The organism is Nocardioides koreensis (assembly GCF_039531775.1).
GTDB classification, from domain to species: domain Bacteria; phylum Actinomycetota; class Actinomycetes; order Propionibacteriales; family Nocardioidaceae; genus Nocardioides; species Nocardioides koreensis.
This window is the reverse complement of sequence record NZ_BAAAQR010000010.1, coordinates 14,928-28,402: the sequence shown is the minus strand read 5'-3', so window position 1 is coordinate 28,402 and position 13,475 is coordinate 14,928. Positions and strand designations below refer to the sequence as shown.

Below are 13,475 nucleotides of genomic sequence, written 5' to 3'. Positions count from 1 at the left end.
ATGGTTCCCACGGGTCATGCCCGGTCGGGTGTGGCGGGAGACGTGGTCCAGCGGACTCAGAGGCGTGGGACTCCGCCGGCCGCCCGTTCACCCAGAGCCGCCAGCTCGCCCGCAACGTGATCGCTCGCTGGCTCGAACAGAGCGGCACGCCCGAACCAACAGAAAAGCCGGGCGCGTCGAGCCGTCGGGCGAAGTCAGCCGGAGACACCGTCCCGCTGCGCCGCGGCGAGCGCAGCTTGACGCTGATCAGATCGGTAGCCGTGACAAATCGGCGCCAGCTCGAAGCGCGACACCTCGGCCCTCAGACGGACCCTCGTGCCTCCGTTGACTGCGCCGTCAGTGGCGTACCTTCACCGACGTGAAGGTTGTCGTCGCTGGAGGCTCGGGTGCGTTGGGGCGCCGGCTCTGCGAAGACCTTGAAGCCCATGGGCACCAGGTAGTGATTCTGACCCGCCGTGCACGCCCCGGGGCCTTCCGGCAGGTGGAGTGGGATGGCCGCACCGTCGGGCCGTGGTCCGTCGAGCTAGCAGGCAGCGCGGTCGTCAACCTCGCCGGCGAACTCGTCGACCGCAGGCCCACCGCAGCGAACGTGGACCTGTTGACCAGGTCGCGGGTGGAACCCACCCGTGCCCTGGTCGAGGCAAGCTCAGGTCTGGTCGAGCGCGTGCGCGTCTGGGTACAGGCCAGCACCCTCGCGATCTACGGCGATGCCGGCGACCAGGTGCTCGATGAATCGGCACCAGCTGCTGATGGTCCGCCACAGATGGCCGATGTCGCGAAGGCCTGGGAAGCGGCCGTGAGCGGCGCGAACACCGAACGTCTGGTCACGCTGCGAACCGGCATCGTCTTGGACAATGACACCCCAGCGCTCGACCGGCTGCGGGCGCTTGCACGTTGGGGATTGGGCGGTCGCGTCGGTCCCGGCACGCAATGGGTCAGTTGGATCCACATCGAGGACTGGCTTGCGATCGTCCGAGTGGCGCTGCGCCCCAGTGACCACGCTCTGACTGGGATCGTGCACGCCACCGGGCCACGTCCCGTGCCGAACGCCGCGTTGATGGCCGCCCTGCGCAGGAGCCTGGGCCGCCCGGTTGCGCCGCCGACGCCCGCAGCGCTCGTACGCACGGGCGGGGTGTTCCTGCGGACGGACCCCGCGCTGGCACTCACCGGACGTCGCGCTGTCCCAGCCAAGCTGCTCGAAGCCGGCTTCGAGTTCCGGCACCCCGACCTCGACGAAGCGCTTGCTGACCTCAGGGCCCGCCGCTCGGCCGCCAAGCGGAAGAACTCCAGGCACCCGCCCGAGGTGTGACCGCGAGACCTCAGGTGCCGTCACAAGTTGCGTCTTTCCGCCGCCTGCCGGGCAGGTTGTCCCACCGCGTCCCCTCATCGGGCCTGCGTCGGCCCCGTGTGGGCATGTGATCTTGGCGGTCGTAGGTCGACGAACCGTGGGAAGACGCTGCTCAGTGCCCTCAGGTGTCGAGGGGCGATGACGGCCTGACGGCTAAAGAGTTTGGCTCAAGTGGAGGTCACGGCCGAGGATGCCGGCCAGTCGCGCGGTCTCCTGCTCGATGGCGGCATCGGGGCGCGGACGTTCGTCGAGCCAAACGACGGTGAGCTCATCATCCTTGCGAGTCCACGTCCCGCAGACGACGCCACCGACGATCACGAGATTGGACTTCCGAGCGACGGGGTCTCGCAGAGAAGGCGGGGTCACGTGGGCGTCCTTGGTGCCCGACCCCATGACCCACTGGTCACGCCCGGGCAGGAACCGCACTGCGCTTGAGGGCTGCGCACCCTCGAGTGAGTCAATATCGTCGCTGACGACGTACGCCGTGGTGCCCTCTACATTGACCGCGACCAGTCGGTCGCGGAGCCCTGACAGCCAGCCGTTGAGTCGTTTGCGGCCTGCGCTGAGGCCGTTGCCGAGCCAGTAGTGGATGTGCTCGAACGTCGCCGGTCCGTAGGTCCGAAAGTACCCGGTGATGGCGCGCGGGCCCGCCTCATCGAGGTCGGGGATGCCCGTCCATCTGGGGTTTGTGTCGAGTCGCTGGAAAGTGTGTTGCCCGTCGCGGGGTGGCCCGAAGCTCATGTCTCCTTGCCAGGTCAGCGGCTTCACCAAGGTGCCCGCGCCCTCGTCGAATACAGACTTCAAGTGCCGGTACGCCCGGTGCCTTGTCATGGCCTCGCCGAGCTCGGGGATGGTCAACGGCCCGTCGTTCAGCGCCTCACGCACGGCCGCCCGGAAATCGGGCCAGTCCGACGGGTTGAGTCGGTAGTACTCGACCCAGCTCGGCAACTCCCACTGACGCCCGGCCGATCGGAGCGCGAGGTAGATGCCGCCGTCCTCGGGCGAGAGGTAGTGCATCGATCCTCGGAACGCGAACGCCTTGATCAGCGTTCCGTCCGCGAGCGCGTCCGCCAGCTTGCCTGGCTGCGACGTCCTGCGACGAGTCCCCAAGGCGAGCTCGGCGAGGGACTCGTCCATCGCCAGCACCGCACCGCACCGGCGTACCACCTCTGCCACCGACTCGGACCCGATCGGGTCGAGCAGGTGTCGCTCCAACCGCCAGGCCAGTGCTTGGCCCCATGTGACCGAGGCGTTGGTCGGATGGATCATGACAGCAGCCTCGCACCCTCGCATACCCCATCGCCGACGCCGATGGCCATCAGATGCGGAACCCGTGACCTCGGTAGCGGGACGTCCGGCGGTCCCCACCTCGAAAAGACACCGAAGTTGCGGGATTCCCCCGGGTCCGGCCGGTGACAGCATGAGGGATCTGCAGTTTCCCATTGGAGGGCAAGATCCATGAAGGCACGTACGTACATCCTCACCACCGTCGTCGTGCTGGCCGGCGCACTGCTCAGCGCGCCGTCCTCCGACGCGTCCAACACCGCCGAGCGATCCGGACACCAGCGGTTCGTGCTGATCACCACCGACCCGGATGTGGAGGGCGGCCCGATCGCGGCGAACGGCGTGATCCACGCCAAGGGCACCGACGTGACGCTCAAGGGGAACCGCGACCGGTTCAAGTTCCCGAAAGGCAACGTGGTTATCCGGCACCGGACAGCGAAGGGCAGCGTGCACGAGTCCTTCGACCCGACCACGTGCCTGTTCACCCACCGCGAGCGAGGCACCTGGCAGGCGATTCGGGGCACCAAGGCGTACGCCGACGTGTCCGGTGGTGGCACCTACCGGGCGCTCTTCCAGGGTTTCAGCTGTGACCCCGAGAACACCCCGCCGGACCCGTTCTTCTCCCACATCGTGGCGAAGGGCAAGCTGAGCTACTGACCTCGTCCGGGCGGGGCTAGCTGTGATGCCCAGGCACGCCGCTGAAGGGGCGCTTCGCAACCTGCGTCATACCGCCGCGACATGGCGCCATGTATGTCGGGCGGTTGGGCACTACTGGTACCAACCTGTACCGACCTCCGGCAACGGTGCAGGCAGCGCCTGCAGGCCGACTTCTTCCGGTCGCCCAGGTCAGTCGGGCAGCACCAGCTTCTTGGTCTCGAAGTGCTGGTAGTCCTTCAGCGAGTTGAAGTCACCGCCCCAGAAGAATTTCTGCTCCCGGAAGGCCTTCTCCACCACGTCGTTCTTGGTGATCATCCCTGGACGTACATCGGTGCGGTCCAAGTAGTCGACCCCCGCCGGCGGCAGGACGGTGCTGCCCCGGACATACGGATTCTCGACGGTGTTGATGTCGATGGCCTGGCCGTAGGAGTGGATCGAGAATCGGTCCGTCGTGCCGGTAATGGGCCGGCAGTTGAATGCCGAGGTGTTGTCCGCTGCCATGGAGGCGTCGTCGGATCCGTCGTAGTTCTCGATCAGCTCCATGCGCCGGATCGGGAAGTCGTTCTCGAACAGCACCCGAAACGCCTCCACCACCTGGGAAGCGACCAACCGGTGCACCATCAGTTGGCCCCCGGAGTGGACGGTGCCGTCGAACCCGATGAAGTTCATTTCGATGATCCGCAGATCGTCGATCGGCACCGGGCAACCGGGCTGCCACGACACCCCGATCATCCGCGCCCGGGTCTCCTCATCGACGGTCCGAATCGTCGCCTGGAACGCCGAGGGAGCGGGCGTCGCGGTCGCCCCACTCGACGTCGCAGGAGATGCGGTGAGCGGCACCGCCAGCGCCACCGCCAGCGTCACGAAGGACAGGAAACCCGAGATCTTCATTGCTTTCTCCCCTGTGGCAACTCTTCAACGAACAGGTGGTGCGACAAAACCCTAGCCCTGCCACCGTCCCGCGTCACCCAGTTGTCGAGCGTTCACGTCGTCGCGCCGCACCAGGAGCAAACGCCTCCGGACCGCGAATCGATGGAGGAGAACCGTCGCGGTCGTGTGCTCGCGCATCCAGAGAGAGGTCGGCCCAGGTTCCGGGTCGACCTGCTTGTGATGGCGCTGTTCACCGCCACGATCGCTTGGTTCGCTCGTCCTCGCGGGACCTGCCGAAGCGCATCCGGGGACATCGACGGCCGAGCACCCAAGGCCCGGTCTACGGACGAGGGACGCCCAGAGATCTAAGCGCCGGTCCCGCGACTCGCGAACGGTCGGGGCGCCAAGGAAAGACGCGAGACAAGCGCGTCATTCCGCCGCGATCGACCTGGTCTTACGATCGCGGTCGTCCGAGCATTGTCCGGATCCACCGGATGTGGGCGTTCCACCTCGTCTCGTTCTCCGGCAGACCTACAAGTGAGGGGCCAGCCGAGGTCTTGGGGCCTGGAGTTTCGACAACCAAGGCCTAGATCACGCGCGCACAATGTCGCGACCGCGCCAGCGAAGGTCACCCCGCCCGACTCAGGCAAGGTCTTGCGCAGGGTGCGGCGCGCAAGGACCACCTCGGTGTGGCCTTGACAGGAGTCGTGAATCTGCTGGGGTGGTCTTGTGCGGACGATAGGCAACATCTTGTGGCTGGTGCTCGCCGGATTCTGGCTCGCTATCGGCTACGTCATAGCCGGATTGCTCGCATTCGTACTCATCGTCACGATCCCATTCGGCATCGCCTCCTTCCGCTTGGCGACTTTCGTCCTCTGGCCATTCGGCCGGACGACGACTTGGCGACGCGACGCTGGCATTTGGTCAGTGATCGGCAATGTCGTGTGGATCATCTTCTTCGGTTGGGAACTGGCCCTGATGCACCTGCTCGCAGGCGCGCTCCTGATGATCACCATCATCGGAATCCCGTTCGGAGTCGCCTGCTGGAAGATGATCCCTTTGTCGCTGGTGCCCCTCGGACGCGAGATCGTGCCGATCTCCAGCGTGGCCAACGACCCGTACGGCACACCTGCTTGAACGAGCAGGACTTGCACTTCAGCGTGCCGCGCTGACCGAGGTGGCCACCTACCGAAGCGCCACGAGCGGGCATTCCCCGGCACTCTCGGTGCGGTGACCGGGCGGTGACCGGGCGGTGACCGGGCGGTGACCGGGCGGTCCCGGTCGGCGTCGAACTACAGTTGCGCGCTGTCGAGCAGGACGCCCAGCTCGTCGAGGGTCAGCTCGCGGAGCTCGCCAACGCCGAGTCCCTGGAGCTGCACCGGGCCGAACGCGGTCCGGGTCAGCCGGCGGACCGGGTGCCCCAGGTGGTCGAGCAATCGCCGGACGATCCGGTTGCGGCCCTCGTGGATCACCAGTTCGACGATGGACCGGGCGCCGTCGCCCCGGCCGGAGACGCTCACGATCCGCGCCTGGGACACGGTCACCGGGCCGTCCTCGAGGGTGACCCCGGCGAGCAGGGTCTTGATCGTCGCCTTCGTGACCTCGCCCGTGACCTCGGCGACGTACGTCTTGTCCACCTCGTACGACGGGTGCGCCATGCGGTGGGCGAAGTCGCCGTCGTTCGTGAGCAGCAGCAGCCCGGAGGTGTCGGTGTCGAGCCGGCCGACGTGGAAGAGCCGCTCGGGACGGTCGGCGACCAGGTCCGAGAGGGTCTTGCGGCCCTCGGGGTCCGACATCGTCGAGACGACGCCGCGGGGCTTGTTCAGGACCAGGTAGACGTGCGGCGAGATCGGCGGCAGCCGCTTGCCCGCCACCCGGATCACCGCGGCCGTGGGGTCGACCTTGGTGCCGAGCCGGGTGACGACCTCACCGTCGACCTCGACCTTGCCGTCGAGCATCAGCTCCTCGCACTTGCGCCGCGAGGCGACCCCGGACTGCGCCAGCAGCTTCTGCAGGCGGATCAGCCCGTCGTCGTCGGTCTGCAGGTGGCTCATGCGGGTGGTTCCTGAGTAGCCGAGGCACGAGGCGTGTCGAAGGGCTCCGTCCCACCGCCGGGCTCGGTGCCCGGACCGGGCTCGGGGGTCGGCACGGTGCCGGGACCCGGCTCCGGGCTGGGCTCGGTGCCCGGACCCGGCTCGGGGCTGGGCTCACCACCGGGGCCGGGCTCGGGCTGGGACCCGGCAGCGGCCACGGACTCCAGCTCGTCCTCGAGGTCCGCCATGTCCGGCAGGTACGGCGCGAGCTCGGGCAGGTCGTCGAGCGAGGTGACCCCGATCCGCTCCAGGAAGTAGCCGGTGGTCCGGTAGAGGTTGGCCCCGGTCTCGTGGTCCTGACCGGCCTCCTCGACGAGCCCGCGGGTGAGCAGGGTGCGCATCACCCCGTCCACGTTGACGCCGCGGATCGCCGAGACCCGCGCGCGCGAGACCGGCTGCTTGTACGCGACGACCGCCAGGGTCTCCAGGGCCGCCTGGGTGAGCCGTGCCTGCTGGCCCTCGAGGACGAACCCCTCGACCACCACGGCGTACTCCTCGCGCGTGTAGAACCGCCAGCCGCCGGCGACGTTGCGCAGCTCGAAGCCACGCCCCTGCTCGGTGTACTCCTCGGCCAGGCCCGCCAGCGCGGCGTTCACCTCCGCGACGGGGTAGCCCACCGCGCTCGCCAGCGCGACCGCGTCGAGCGGCTGGTCGGCCACCATCAGCACGGCCTCCAGCGAGGGCCGCAGCTCGGCCACCGGCACCGCCAGGGTCTCCTCGGTCTGGCTCACGTCGTCTCCTCCTGGTCGAGCTCCTGGGTGGGCTCCTGGTCGGGCTCCTCGTCGGGCCCCGGATCCGGCGCCGCGACCGGCTCGGCCGGCGCCCCCTCGAACTCGTCGATCTCGAACTCGTCCTCGTCGCTGCCGGTCCACCGCACCGTCAGCTCCCCGAGCGGCGTCATCTGGTCGAACGTCACCGCGCCCTCGCGGAAGAGCTCGAGCAGCGAGAGGAACCGCGCGACCGTGGTCAGCGTGTCCGGGGAGTCACCGCACAGGGCCCTGAAGGTCATCGTCCCCGACCGGCGCAACCGCTCGACGACCAGGGTCGCCTGCTCGCGCACGCTGACCTGTGCAGCGTGGATGTGCTGCAGCGACACCTCGAGGACCGGCTTGGGCTCCATCGCCTTCGCCGCGAGCGCTGCGAACTGCTCCAGCCCGATGCCGATCAGCACCTCGGGCAGCAGCGTGGCGAAGCGCTCCTCGAGGCCGACCGCGCGCGGGTGGCGGAGCGCCTCGGCCGCGAGCCGGCGGTCCAGCACGGTGGCGACCTGCTTGAACGCCTTGTACTGCAGCAGGCGCGCGAAGAGCAGGTCGCGCGCCTCGAGCAGCGCGAGGTCCTCCTCGTCCTCCACGTCGCCCTGAGGGAGCAGGCGGGCGGCCTTGAGGTCCAGCAGCGTCGAGGCCACGAGCAGGAACGACGTCGTCTGCTCGAGGTCCCAGGTCGGCCCCGCGGCCCGGACGTGCGCGATGAACTCGTCGGTGACCTGGGAGAGCGCGACCTCGGTGATGTCGAGCTTGTGCTTGCTGATCAGGTTCAGCAGCAGGTCGAACGGACCCTCGAAGTTGTCCAGCCGCACCTCGAACCCGGGTGTCGCCTCCTGGGTCTCCGACTCGCCAGGAGCGGGACGTGTCATGGCCGGGTCATTCCTGGGTCAGCCGCCGCACCAGCACGCTGTCGTCGCCGTGGGCCTCGTAGTCCGCCAGCACCAGCGCGACCGCCTCCCGGACCAGCCGGCCGCGGTCCACGGCGAGCCCCTGGGTACGCCGCAGCGAGAGGCGGGCGTGCTCGAGGTCGAGCAGCTCGTCGGAGGTGACGTAGACCGTCATCTTCTCGTCGTGCCGGACCCGGCCGCTCGGCTTGCGCGCGGAGCCGCCCCGGCCCCGGGCCTCACCGGGAGCCTCGTCGGCCGCCTCCGGCTGGTCGGGCACGGCGCGCACCGCGGCCTCCGCCGGCGGCTCGGACGGCGCCGGGCCACCGGCCTTCTTGGGGGCGGTCGGGCGGAAGAGGTCGTCGGCGGCCGGCATGCTCACCCGTCGAGACAACGGGCCAGCACCTCCTTGGCCAGCTGGCGGTACGACTCCGCACCGGTGGAGGTGGTGGCGTACGTCGTGATCGGCTCGCCGGCCACCGTCGAGTCGGAGAACTTGATCGTGCGGCGGATCACCGTGTGGAACACCTTGTCGCCCCACGCCTGGACGAGCCGCTCCATCACCTCGCGGCTGTGCAGGGTGCGGCCGTCGAACATGGTGCCGAGGACGCCGTCGATCTCGAGCTTCGGGTTCAGCCGCTCGCGCACCTTGTCGATCGTGGTCTTGAGCAGCGCGACGCCGCGCAGCGCGAAGTACTCGCACTCGAGCGGGACGATGACGCCGTCCGAGGCGGTCAGCGCGTTGACGGTGAGCAGGCCGAGCGAGGGCTGGCAGTCGATGAGGATGACGTCGTACTCCTCCAGCGCCGGGCCGAGGACCCGCTGGAGGGTCTGCTCGCGCGCCACCTCGTGGACCAGCTGAACCTCCGCGGCCGACAGGTCGATGTTGGAGGGCAGCAGGTCCATGCCCGGGACGCCGGACGGCACGATCACCTCGTCGATGGCGACGTCGCGCTCCATCAGGAGGTTGTAGACCGTCAGCTCCATCTCGTGCGGGTTGAGCCCGAGCCCGACCGAGAGCGATCCCTGCGGGTCGAAGTCGACGAGCAGCACCTTGCGGCCGTACTCCGCGAGCGAGGCACCGAGGTTGATCGTCGTCGTGGTCTTGCCGACGCCACCCTTCTGGTTGCACATCGAGATGACCCGGGCGCTCCCGCGCCGGCTCACCGGGCGGGGCTCGGGGAACTCCGGCATCGGTCGGCCGGTCGGGCCGAGCACCGGCTCGGCGGTCGCGGTCAGCGCAGACTGTGCCGGTCGCTCGAACGGAAGGGGGTCGGACACGCGGTGCTCATCTCCAGGGGTAGGGGAGGACAGGGTGGAGGACGGGACGGGAGGTCGGGCCAGCGGGGGCATCTCGGAGGCGTTGCTGATGCCCCACCCGTGCGAGCCTGAGAACGTGCCGCCATCGCTCATGTGCCGCTCCTCGCCTGCCGGCCGGGCGATGCCGCCCGGACCCCGTGGTCGTCCCCTACATCCTGCTTTGTCGACTCGGCGACTTGTGGCCGACTCGCGGGCGACTCTAGGCCCGGCTTCGGACGGCCAACAAGGCGGTCCCGGAAACCGGGGCCGCTGACGGCGAATCTGTTGATGAACTGTGCACGGGGCCACGGTCAAGTGCACAGGGCAAGCCGTGCCTGTGCACTTTCCTGTGGAGAGGGAGCGGCGTGGACTAGTCGCGCGCGGTGCTGGGCGGGGCGCCGTACACGAGCGGCACGAACTCGTCGTGCCGGCCGATCCACTCCTTGATGAACGGGCACAGCGGCAGCACCTTGCGGGTGCCGTCGTCGCGGACGTCCTCGAGGGCGAACCGGGCGATCGCGGAGCCGACCCCGCGTCCCTCGAACCGGTCCTCCACCTCGGTGTGGGTGAAGACGACGAGCTGATCGGTGAGCTGGTACTCCGCGAAGCCGGCGAGCTCTCCGTCGCACCAGCCCTCGTAGCGGTGCGCCTCGGCGTTGTGGGTGGTCTTGACGTCGGACATGGACCGACCCTACGCGGTGCCCAGCTGGTGCATCGACACCGTCGCCAGCACCAGCTCACCGGCGGCGTCGGACGCGTCGAGGTCGGCGACGGCGTCGATCACCCAGTCGTGGTGCCCCTCCGGGTCGTCGAGGGTCTGACGGACCCGCCACAGCCGGGCGACGTCCTCCTCCCCCGCGCCGGCCGGCTGCCCGGTGCCGGGCTCCACCGCGAGCAGCGACGGCCCGCGGGCATCGCCGGTGGTGCCGACGGAGTCGTGCTCGGCGTAGTAGTCCTCGATCGCCGCGTCCCATGCGGAGCGGGTCATCACCACCTCGCGCGCCGGCTCGGTCCGGTCGGCCGCGGCCCGCTCGAGGGCCATCAGCCCGTCCAGGTCGTCGCGGGCGACCAGGTCGACACGGCGGAACATCGCGTTGCGCACCATCACCCGGAACGCCCGCTCCTGCCGCGAGATCGGCCGCGGCGGCGGGGGCGGCTCGTGGTGTGCCACGTCGGGCCGGACGTGCCCCGGATCGGTCAGCGCCTCCCACTCGTCGAGCAGCGAGGAGTCGGTCTGCCGCACGGTCTCGCCCAGCCACTCGACCAGGTCCTCCAGCTCCGGGGTGCGGTGCTGCTCGGGCACGGTCTGGCGCAGCGTCCGGTAGGCGTCGGTCAGGTAGCGCAGCACCAGGCCCTCGGAGCGGGCGAGCTGGTAGCGCCCCACGAAGTCGGTGAAGCTCATCCCCTGCTCGTACATCTCCCGCACCACCGACTTCGGCGACAGCGCGTCCTCGGGCAGCCACGGGTGCGTCTGCCGGTAGACCTCGTACGTCGCTTCCAGCAGCTCGGCGAGCGGCTGCGGCCAGGTGACCTCCTCGAGCAGCAGCATCCGCTCGTCGTACTCGATCCCGTCGGCCTTCATCTCCGCGATCGCCTCGCCCCGGGCGGCGTGCTGCTGGGCGAAGAGGATCTGTCGGGGCGCCTCGAGCACCGCCTCGATCACCGACACGATGTCGAGGGTGTGCTCCGGGGCCTCGGGGTCGAGCACGTCCAGCGCGGCCAGCGCGAAGTGCGCCAGCGGCTGGTTGAGCGCGAAGTCCTCCGGCAGGTCGAGGGTGAGCACGTAGCGGCGGCCGAACGCGTCGCGCTGCTCGAGCCGGGTCAGCACCCCGGAGCGCACCAGGCTCCGAGCCAGGCGTACGGCGCGCCGCGCCAGCCGCAGCTGCTGGCGCCGGTCCTCGTGGTTGTCGGTGAGCAGCCGCCGCAGCACGGGGAAGGCGTCCTCCTCGCGGGCCACGACGTTGAGGATCATCGCGTTGTCGACCCGCATGCGGCTGACCAGCGGCTCGGGCTCGCCGGCGACCAGCTTGTCGAAGGTCTGCTCGCTCCAGACCACCGCGCCCTCCGGCGCCTTCTTCAGCTGCGCCTTGCTCTTCTTCTTCGCCCGCTTCTCGGCGCTCATGGCGGCGTTCTTGGCCTCGGCCTTCGCCTTGGCGCGCTCGTTCTCGATCACGTGCTCGGGCGCCTGCACGACCACGTAGCCGGCCGTGTCGTAGCCCGCCCGGCCGGCCCGGCCGGCGATCTGCAGGAACTCCCGGGTCCGCAGGACCCGCTGCCGGCTGCCGTCGAACTTGGCCAGCCCGGTGAAGAGCACGGTCCGGATCGGCACGTTGATGCCCACGCCGAGCGTGTCGGTGCCGCAGATGACCTGCAGCTGCCCGGCCTGCGCCAGCTGCTCGACCAGCCGCCGGTAGCGCGGCAGCATGCCCGCGTGGTGGACACCGATGCCGCTGCGCAGCAGCCTGGAGAGCGTCTTGCCGAAGCCGGCCCCGAACCGGAACCCACCGATCCGCTCGGCCACCGCGTCACGCTCCTCGCGGGACAGCTTCGGCCCGCCCGAGCTGGGCGAGAGCAGCGTGGTGGCGTGCTCGATCGCGGCGGCCTGCGTGAAGTGGACGACGTAGACCGGCGCCTGCCTGGTCGCCACGAGCTCCTCGAGGGTCTCGGTCAGCGGCGTCATCGCGTAGCTGAAGGTCAGCGGCACCGGCCGTACGGCGTCCGCGACGACCGACGTCTCGCGCCCGTTGCGCCGGGTCAGGTCCTTGGCGAGCCCCGACACCTCGCCCAGCGTCGCCGACATCAGCAGGAACTGCGCCTGCGGCAGCTCGAGCAGCGGCACCTGCCAGGCCCAGCCCCGGTCCGGCTCGGCGTAGAAGTGGAACTCGTCCATCACGACCAGGCCGACGTCGGCGTCCGACCCCTCGCGCAGCGCGATGTTCGCCAGCACCTCCGCGGTGCAGCAGATGATGGGCGCCTCGGCGTTGACCGAGGCGTCGCCGGTGAGCATCCCGACGTTCTCGGGCCCGAACACCTCGCAGAGCGCGAAGAACTTCTCGCTCACCAGCGCCTTGATCGGCGCGGTGTAGAAGCTGACCCGGTCGGTCGCCAGGGCCGCCGCGTGGGCGCCCAGCGCCACCAGCGACTTCCCGGACCCGGTCGGGGTCGCCAGGACGACGTTGCTGCCGGCCAGCAGCTCGATGACCGCCTCGTCCTGGTGCGGGTAGAGCTCGAGCCCCTGCCCCTCGACCCAGCCGACCAGCGCCTCGTAGACGTCGTCGGCCGAGGCGCCGACCTTCGGGACCCACCCGGCGGTGGTCGCGCCCATCAGTCCCTGGCCCGGGGGTGAGCGGTGGCGAAGACCTGCCGGAGGTTGTCGACGGTGACCAGCGTGTAGACCTGCGTGGTGGTGACCGAGGCGTGGCCGAGCAGCTCCTGCACCACGCGGACGTCGGCGCCGCCGTCCAGGAGGTGGGTGGCGAACGAGTGTCGCAGCGTGTGCGGGGAGACGTCCCGGGTGACCCCGGCGCGCTCCGCGGCCCGGACCAGCACCGCCCAGGCGGACTGGCGGGAGAGCCGGCCGCCGCGGGCGTTCAGGAAGAGGGCTCCCCCGGTGCTGGCCGACCGCGAGGCGGCCACCAGCTCGGGCCGCCCGCGGACCAGGTAGGCGTCGACCGCCTCCCGTGCGTACGAGCCGACCGGCACCAGCCGCTCCTTGCCGCCCTTGCCCCGCAGCAGCACCGTCCCGTCGACGCTGTCCAGGTCGTCGACGTCGAGCCCGACCGCCTCCGAGATCCGGGCGCCGGTGCCGTAGAGCAGCTCCAGCAGCGCCCGGTCGCGCAGCGCCAGGGTCGTCCCCGCGGCTCCGGCGGCCTCGAGGATCGCCTCCACGTCGGACAGCGGCAACGCCTTCGGCAGCCGCTTGGCCGGCGTCGGCGGCCGGACCGACCCCGCCGGGTCCGCGGTCGCGAGCCCGTCCCGCACCGCGAACTTGTGGAAGCCGCGCACCGCCACCACCGTGCGCGCCGCCGACGTCGAGCTCAGCGGCGGGTGGTCGTCGTCCCCCTCGCGCAGCCGCACCAGGAAGTCGGTCACGGTCGACTCGGAGATCTCGCCGAGGTCGGCGATCCCACGGACCGCGAGGTACTGCTGGTAGCGCCGCAGGTCGCGCCGGTACGACGTCAGCGTGTTCGTCGCCAGCCCGCGCTCGACCGAGAGGTGGTCGAGGTAGGTGCGGACCGCCCGTGCGATCCTGGTGGTCGAGCTTGTGGAGACCAAG

At 70.0% G+C, this 13,475-nt stretch carries 13 protein-coding genes; 3 read left to right on the top strand and 10 right to left on the bottom strand.

Going from position 1 to position 13,475, the window contains the following annotated elements; all coding sequences use genetic code 11:
- The first annotated feature begins 358 nt into the window (after window positions 1-358).
- The gene (locus ABD268_RS15535; RefSeq protein ID WP_344154087.1) at window positions 359-1,309 is read left to right on the top strand and encodes a TIGR01777 family oxidoreductase; all 951 of its coding nucleotides are present in this window, start codon (window positions 359-361) and stop codon (window positions 1,307-1,309) included.
- A gap of 192 nt (window positions 1,310-1,501) precedes the next feature.
- On the opposite strand, the gene ABD268_RS15530 is transcribed toward ABD268_RS15535, so the two are convergent.
- On the bottom strand, window positions 1,502-2,617 hold the full coding sequence (locus ABD268_RS15530) for a winged helix DNA-binding domain-containing protein (protein ID WP_344154084.1): 1,116 nt from the start codon (window positions 2,615-2,617) through the stop codon (window positions 1,502-1,504).
- 189 nt (window positions 2,618-2,806) lie between these two features.
- Between ABD268_RS15530 and ABD268_RS15525 the strand changes: the two genes are divergently transcribed.
- A complete protein-coding gene (locus ABD268_RS15525) occupies window positions 2,807-3,289 on the top strand; it encodes a hypothetical protein (protein ID WP_344154082.1) in 483 nt (160 codons plus the stop codon).
- Between the two features lie 189 nt (window positions 3,290-3,478).
- Here the strand turns inward: ABD268_RS15525 and ABD268_RS15520 are convergent, their stop codons facing one another.
- Window positions 3,479-4,180 (bottom strand): M15 family metallopeptidase, encoded by a 702-nt coding sequence (locus ABD268_RS15520; protein WP_344154080.1) that lies wholly within the window; start codon window positions 4,178-4,180, stop codon window positions 3,479-3,481.
- A 708-nt stretch (window positions 4,181-4,888) separates the two neighbouring features.
- Between ABD268_RS15520 and ABD268_RS15515 the strand changes: the two genes are divergently transcribed.
- A complete protein-coding gene (locus ABD268_RS15515) occupies window positions 4,889-5,296 on the top strand; it encodes a YccF domain-containing protein (RefSeq protein WP_344154078.1) in 408 nt (135 codons plus the stop codon).
- A 155-nt stretch (window positions 5,297-5,451) separates the two neighbouring features.
- On the opposite strand, the gene ABD268_RS15510 is transcribed toward ABD268_RS15515, so the two are convergent.
- The 8 genes from ABD268_RS15510 to xerD all read right to left on the bottom strand — a co-directional run bounded on the left by ABD268_RS15510 (window position 5,452) and on the right by xerD (window position 13,474).
- Window positions 5,452-6,213: a pseudouridine synthase gene (locus tag ABD268_RS15510; protein ID WP_344154075.1), complete on the bottom strand. Its 762-nt coding sequence runs from the start codon at window positions 6,211-6,213 to the stop codon at window positions 5,452-5,454.
- The gene (gene scpB / locus ABD268_RS15505) at window positions 6,210-6,983 is read right to left on the bottom strand and encodes an SMC-Scp complex subunit ScpB (protein ID WP_344154072.1); all 774 of its coding nucleotides are present in this window, start codon (window positions 6,981-6,983) and stop codon (window positions 6,210-6,212) included. The genes ABD268_RS15510 and scpB overlap by 4 nt, the downstream gene beginning before the upstream one ends.
- On the bottom strand, window positions 6,980-7,885 hold the full coding sequence (locus ABD268_RS15500) for a segregation and condensation protein A (RefSeq protein WP_344154069.1): 906 nt from the start codon (window positions 7,883-7,885) through the stop codon (window positions 6,980-6,982). Before ABD268_RS15500 ends, scpB begins: the two co-directional genes overlap by 4 nt.
- Window positions 7,886-7,892: 7 nt before the next feature.
- Window positions 7,893-8,294 carry a hypothetical protein gene (locus ABD268_RS15495; RefSeq protein WP_344154066.1) on the bottom strand — a complete coding sequence of 134 codons (402 nt, stop codon included), beginning with the start codon at window positions 8,292-8,294 and terminating at the stop codon, window positions 7,893-7,895.
- A complete protein-coding gene (locus ABD268_RS15490) occupies window positions 8,279-9,214 on the bottom strand; it encodes a ParA family protein (protein ID WP_425573742.1) in 936 nt (311 codons plus the stop codon). Before ABD268_RS15490 ends, ABD268_RS15495 begins: the two co-directional genes overlap by 16 nt.
- A gap of 355 nt (window positions 9,215-9,569) precedes the next feature.
- On the bottom strand, window positions 9,570-9,881 hold the full coding sequence (locus ABD268_RS15485) for a GNAT family N-acetyltransferase (protein WP_344154060.1): 312 nt from the start codon (window positions 9,879-9,881) through the stop codon (window positions 9,570-9,572).
- 9 nt (window positions 9,882-9,890) lie between these two features.
- Complete coding sequence (locus ABD268_RS15480; RefSeq protein ID WP_344154057.1) at window positions 9,891-12,524, bottom strand: DEAD/DEAH box helicase; 2,634 nt, start codon at window positions 12,522-12,524, stop codon at window positions 9,891-9,893.
- Window positions 12,524-13,474, bottom strand: a complete 951-nt coding sequence (xerD, locus tag ABD268_RS15475; protein WP_344154055.1) for a site-specific tyrosine recombinase XerD — start codon at window positions 13,472-13,474, stop codon at window positions 12,524-12,526. The genes ABD268_RS15480 and xerD overlap by 1 nt, the downstream gene beginning before the upstream one ends.
- Window position 13,475: the final 1 nt, after the last annotated feature.

Excerpts from the sequence above, each read along its gene's own strand:
- ABD268_RS15530 (WP_344154084.1), bottom strand. The coding sequence starts at position 2,617 with ATGATCCATCCGACCAACGCCTCGGTCACATGGGGCCAAGCACTGGCC.
- ABD268_RS15525 (WP_344154082.1), top strand. The coding sequence starts at position 2,807 with ATGAAGGCACGTACGTACATCCTCACCACCGTCGTCGTGCTGGCCGGC.
- ABD268_RS15520 (WP_344154080.1), bottom strand. The coding sequence starts at position 4,180 with ATGAAGATCTCGGGTTTCCTGTCCTTCGTGACGCTGGCGGTGGCGCTG.
- ABD268_RS15510 (WP_344154075.1), bottom strand. The coding sequence starts at position 6,213 with ATGAGCCACCTGCAGACCGACGACGACGGGCTGATCCGCCTGCAGAAG.
- ABD268_RS15500 (WP_344154069.1), bottom strand. The coding sequence starts at position 7,885 with ATGACACGTCCCGCTCCTGGCGAGTCGGAGACCCAGGAGGCGACACCC.
- ABD268_RS15485 (WP_344154060.1), bottom strand. The coding sequence starts at position 9,881 with ATGTCCGACGTCAAGACCACCCACAACGCCGAGGCGCACCGCTACGAG.
- ABD268_RS15480 (WP_344154057.1), bottom strand. The coding sequence starts at position 12,524 with ATGGGCGCGACCACCGCCGGGTGGGTCCCGAAGGTCGGCGCCTCGGCC.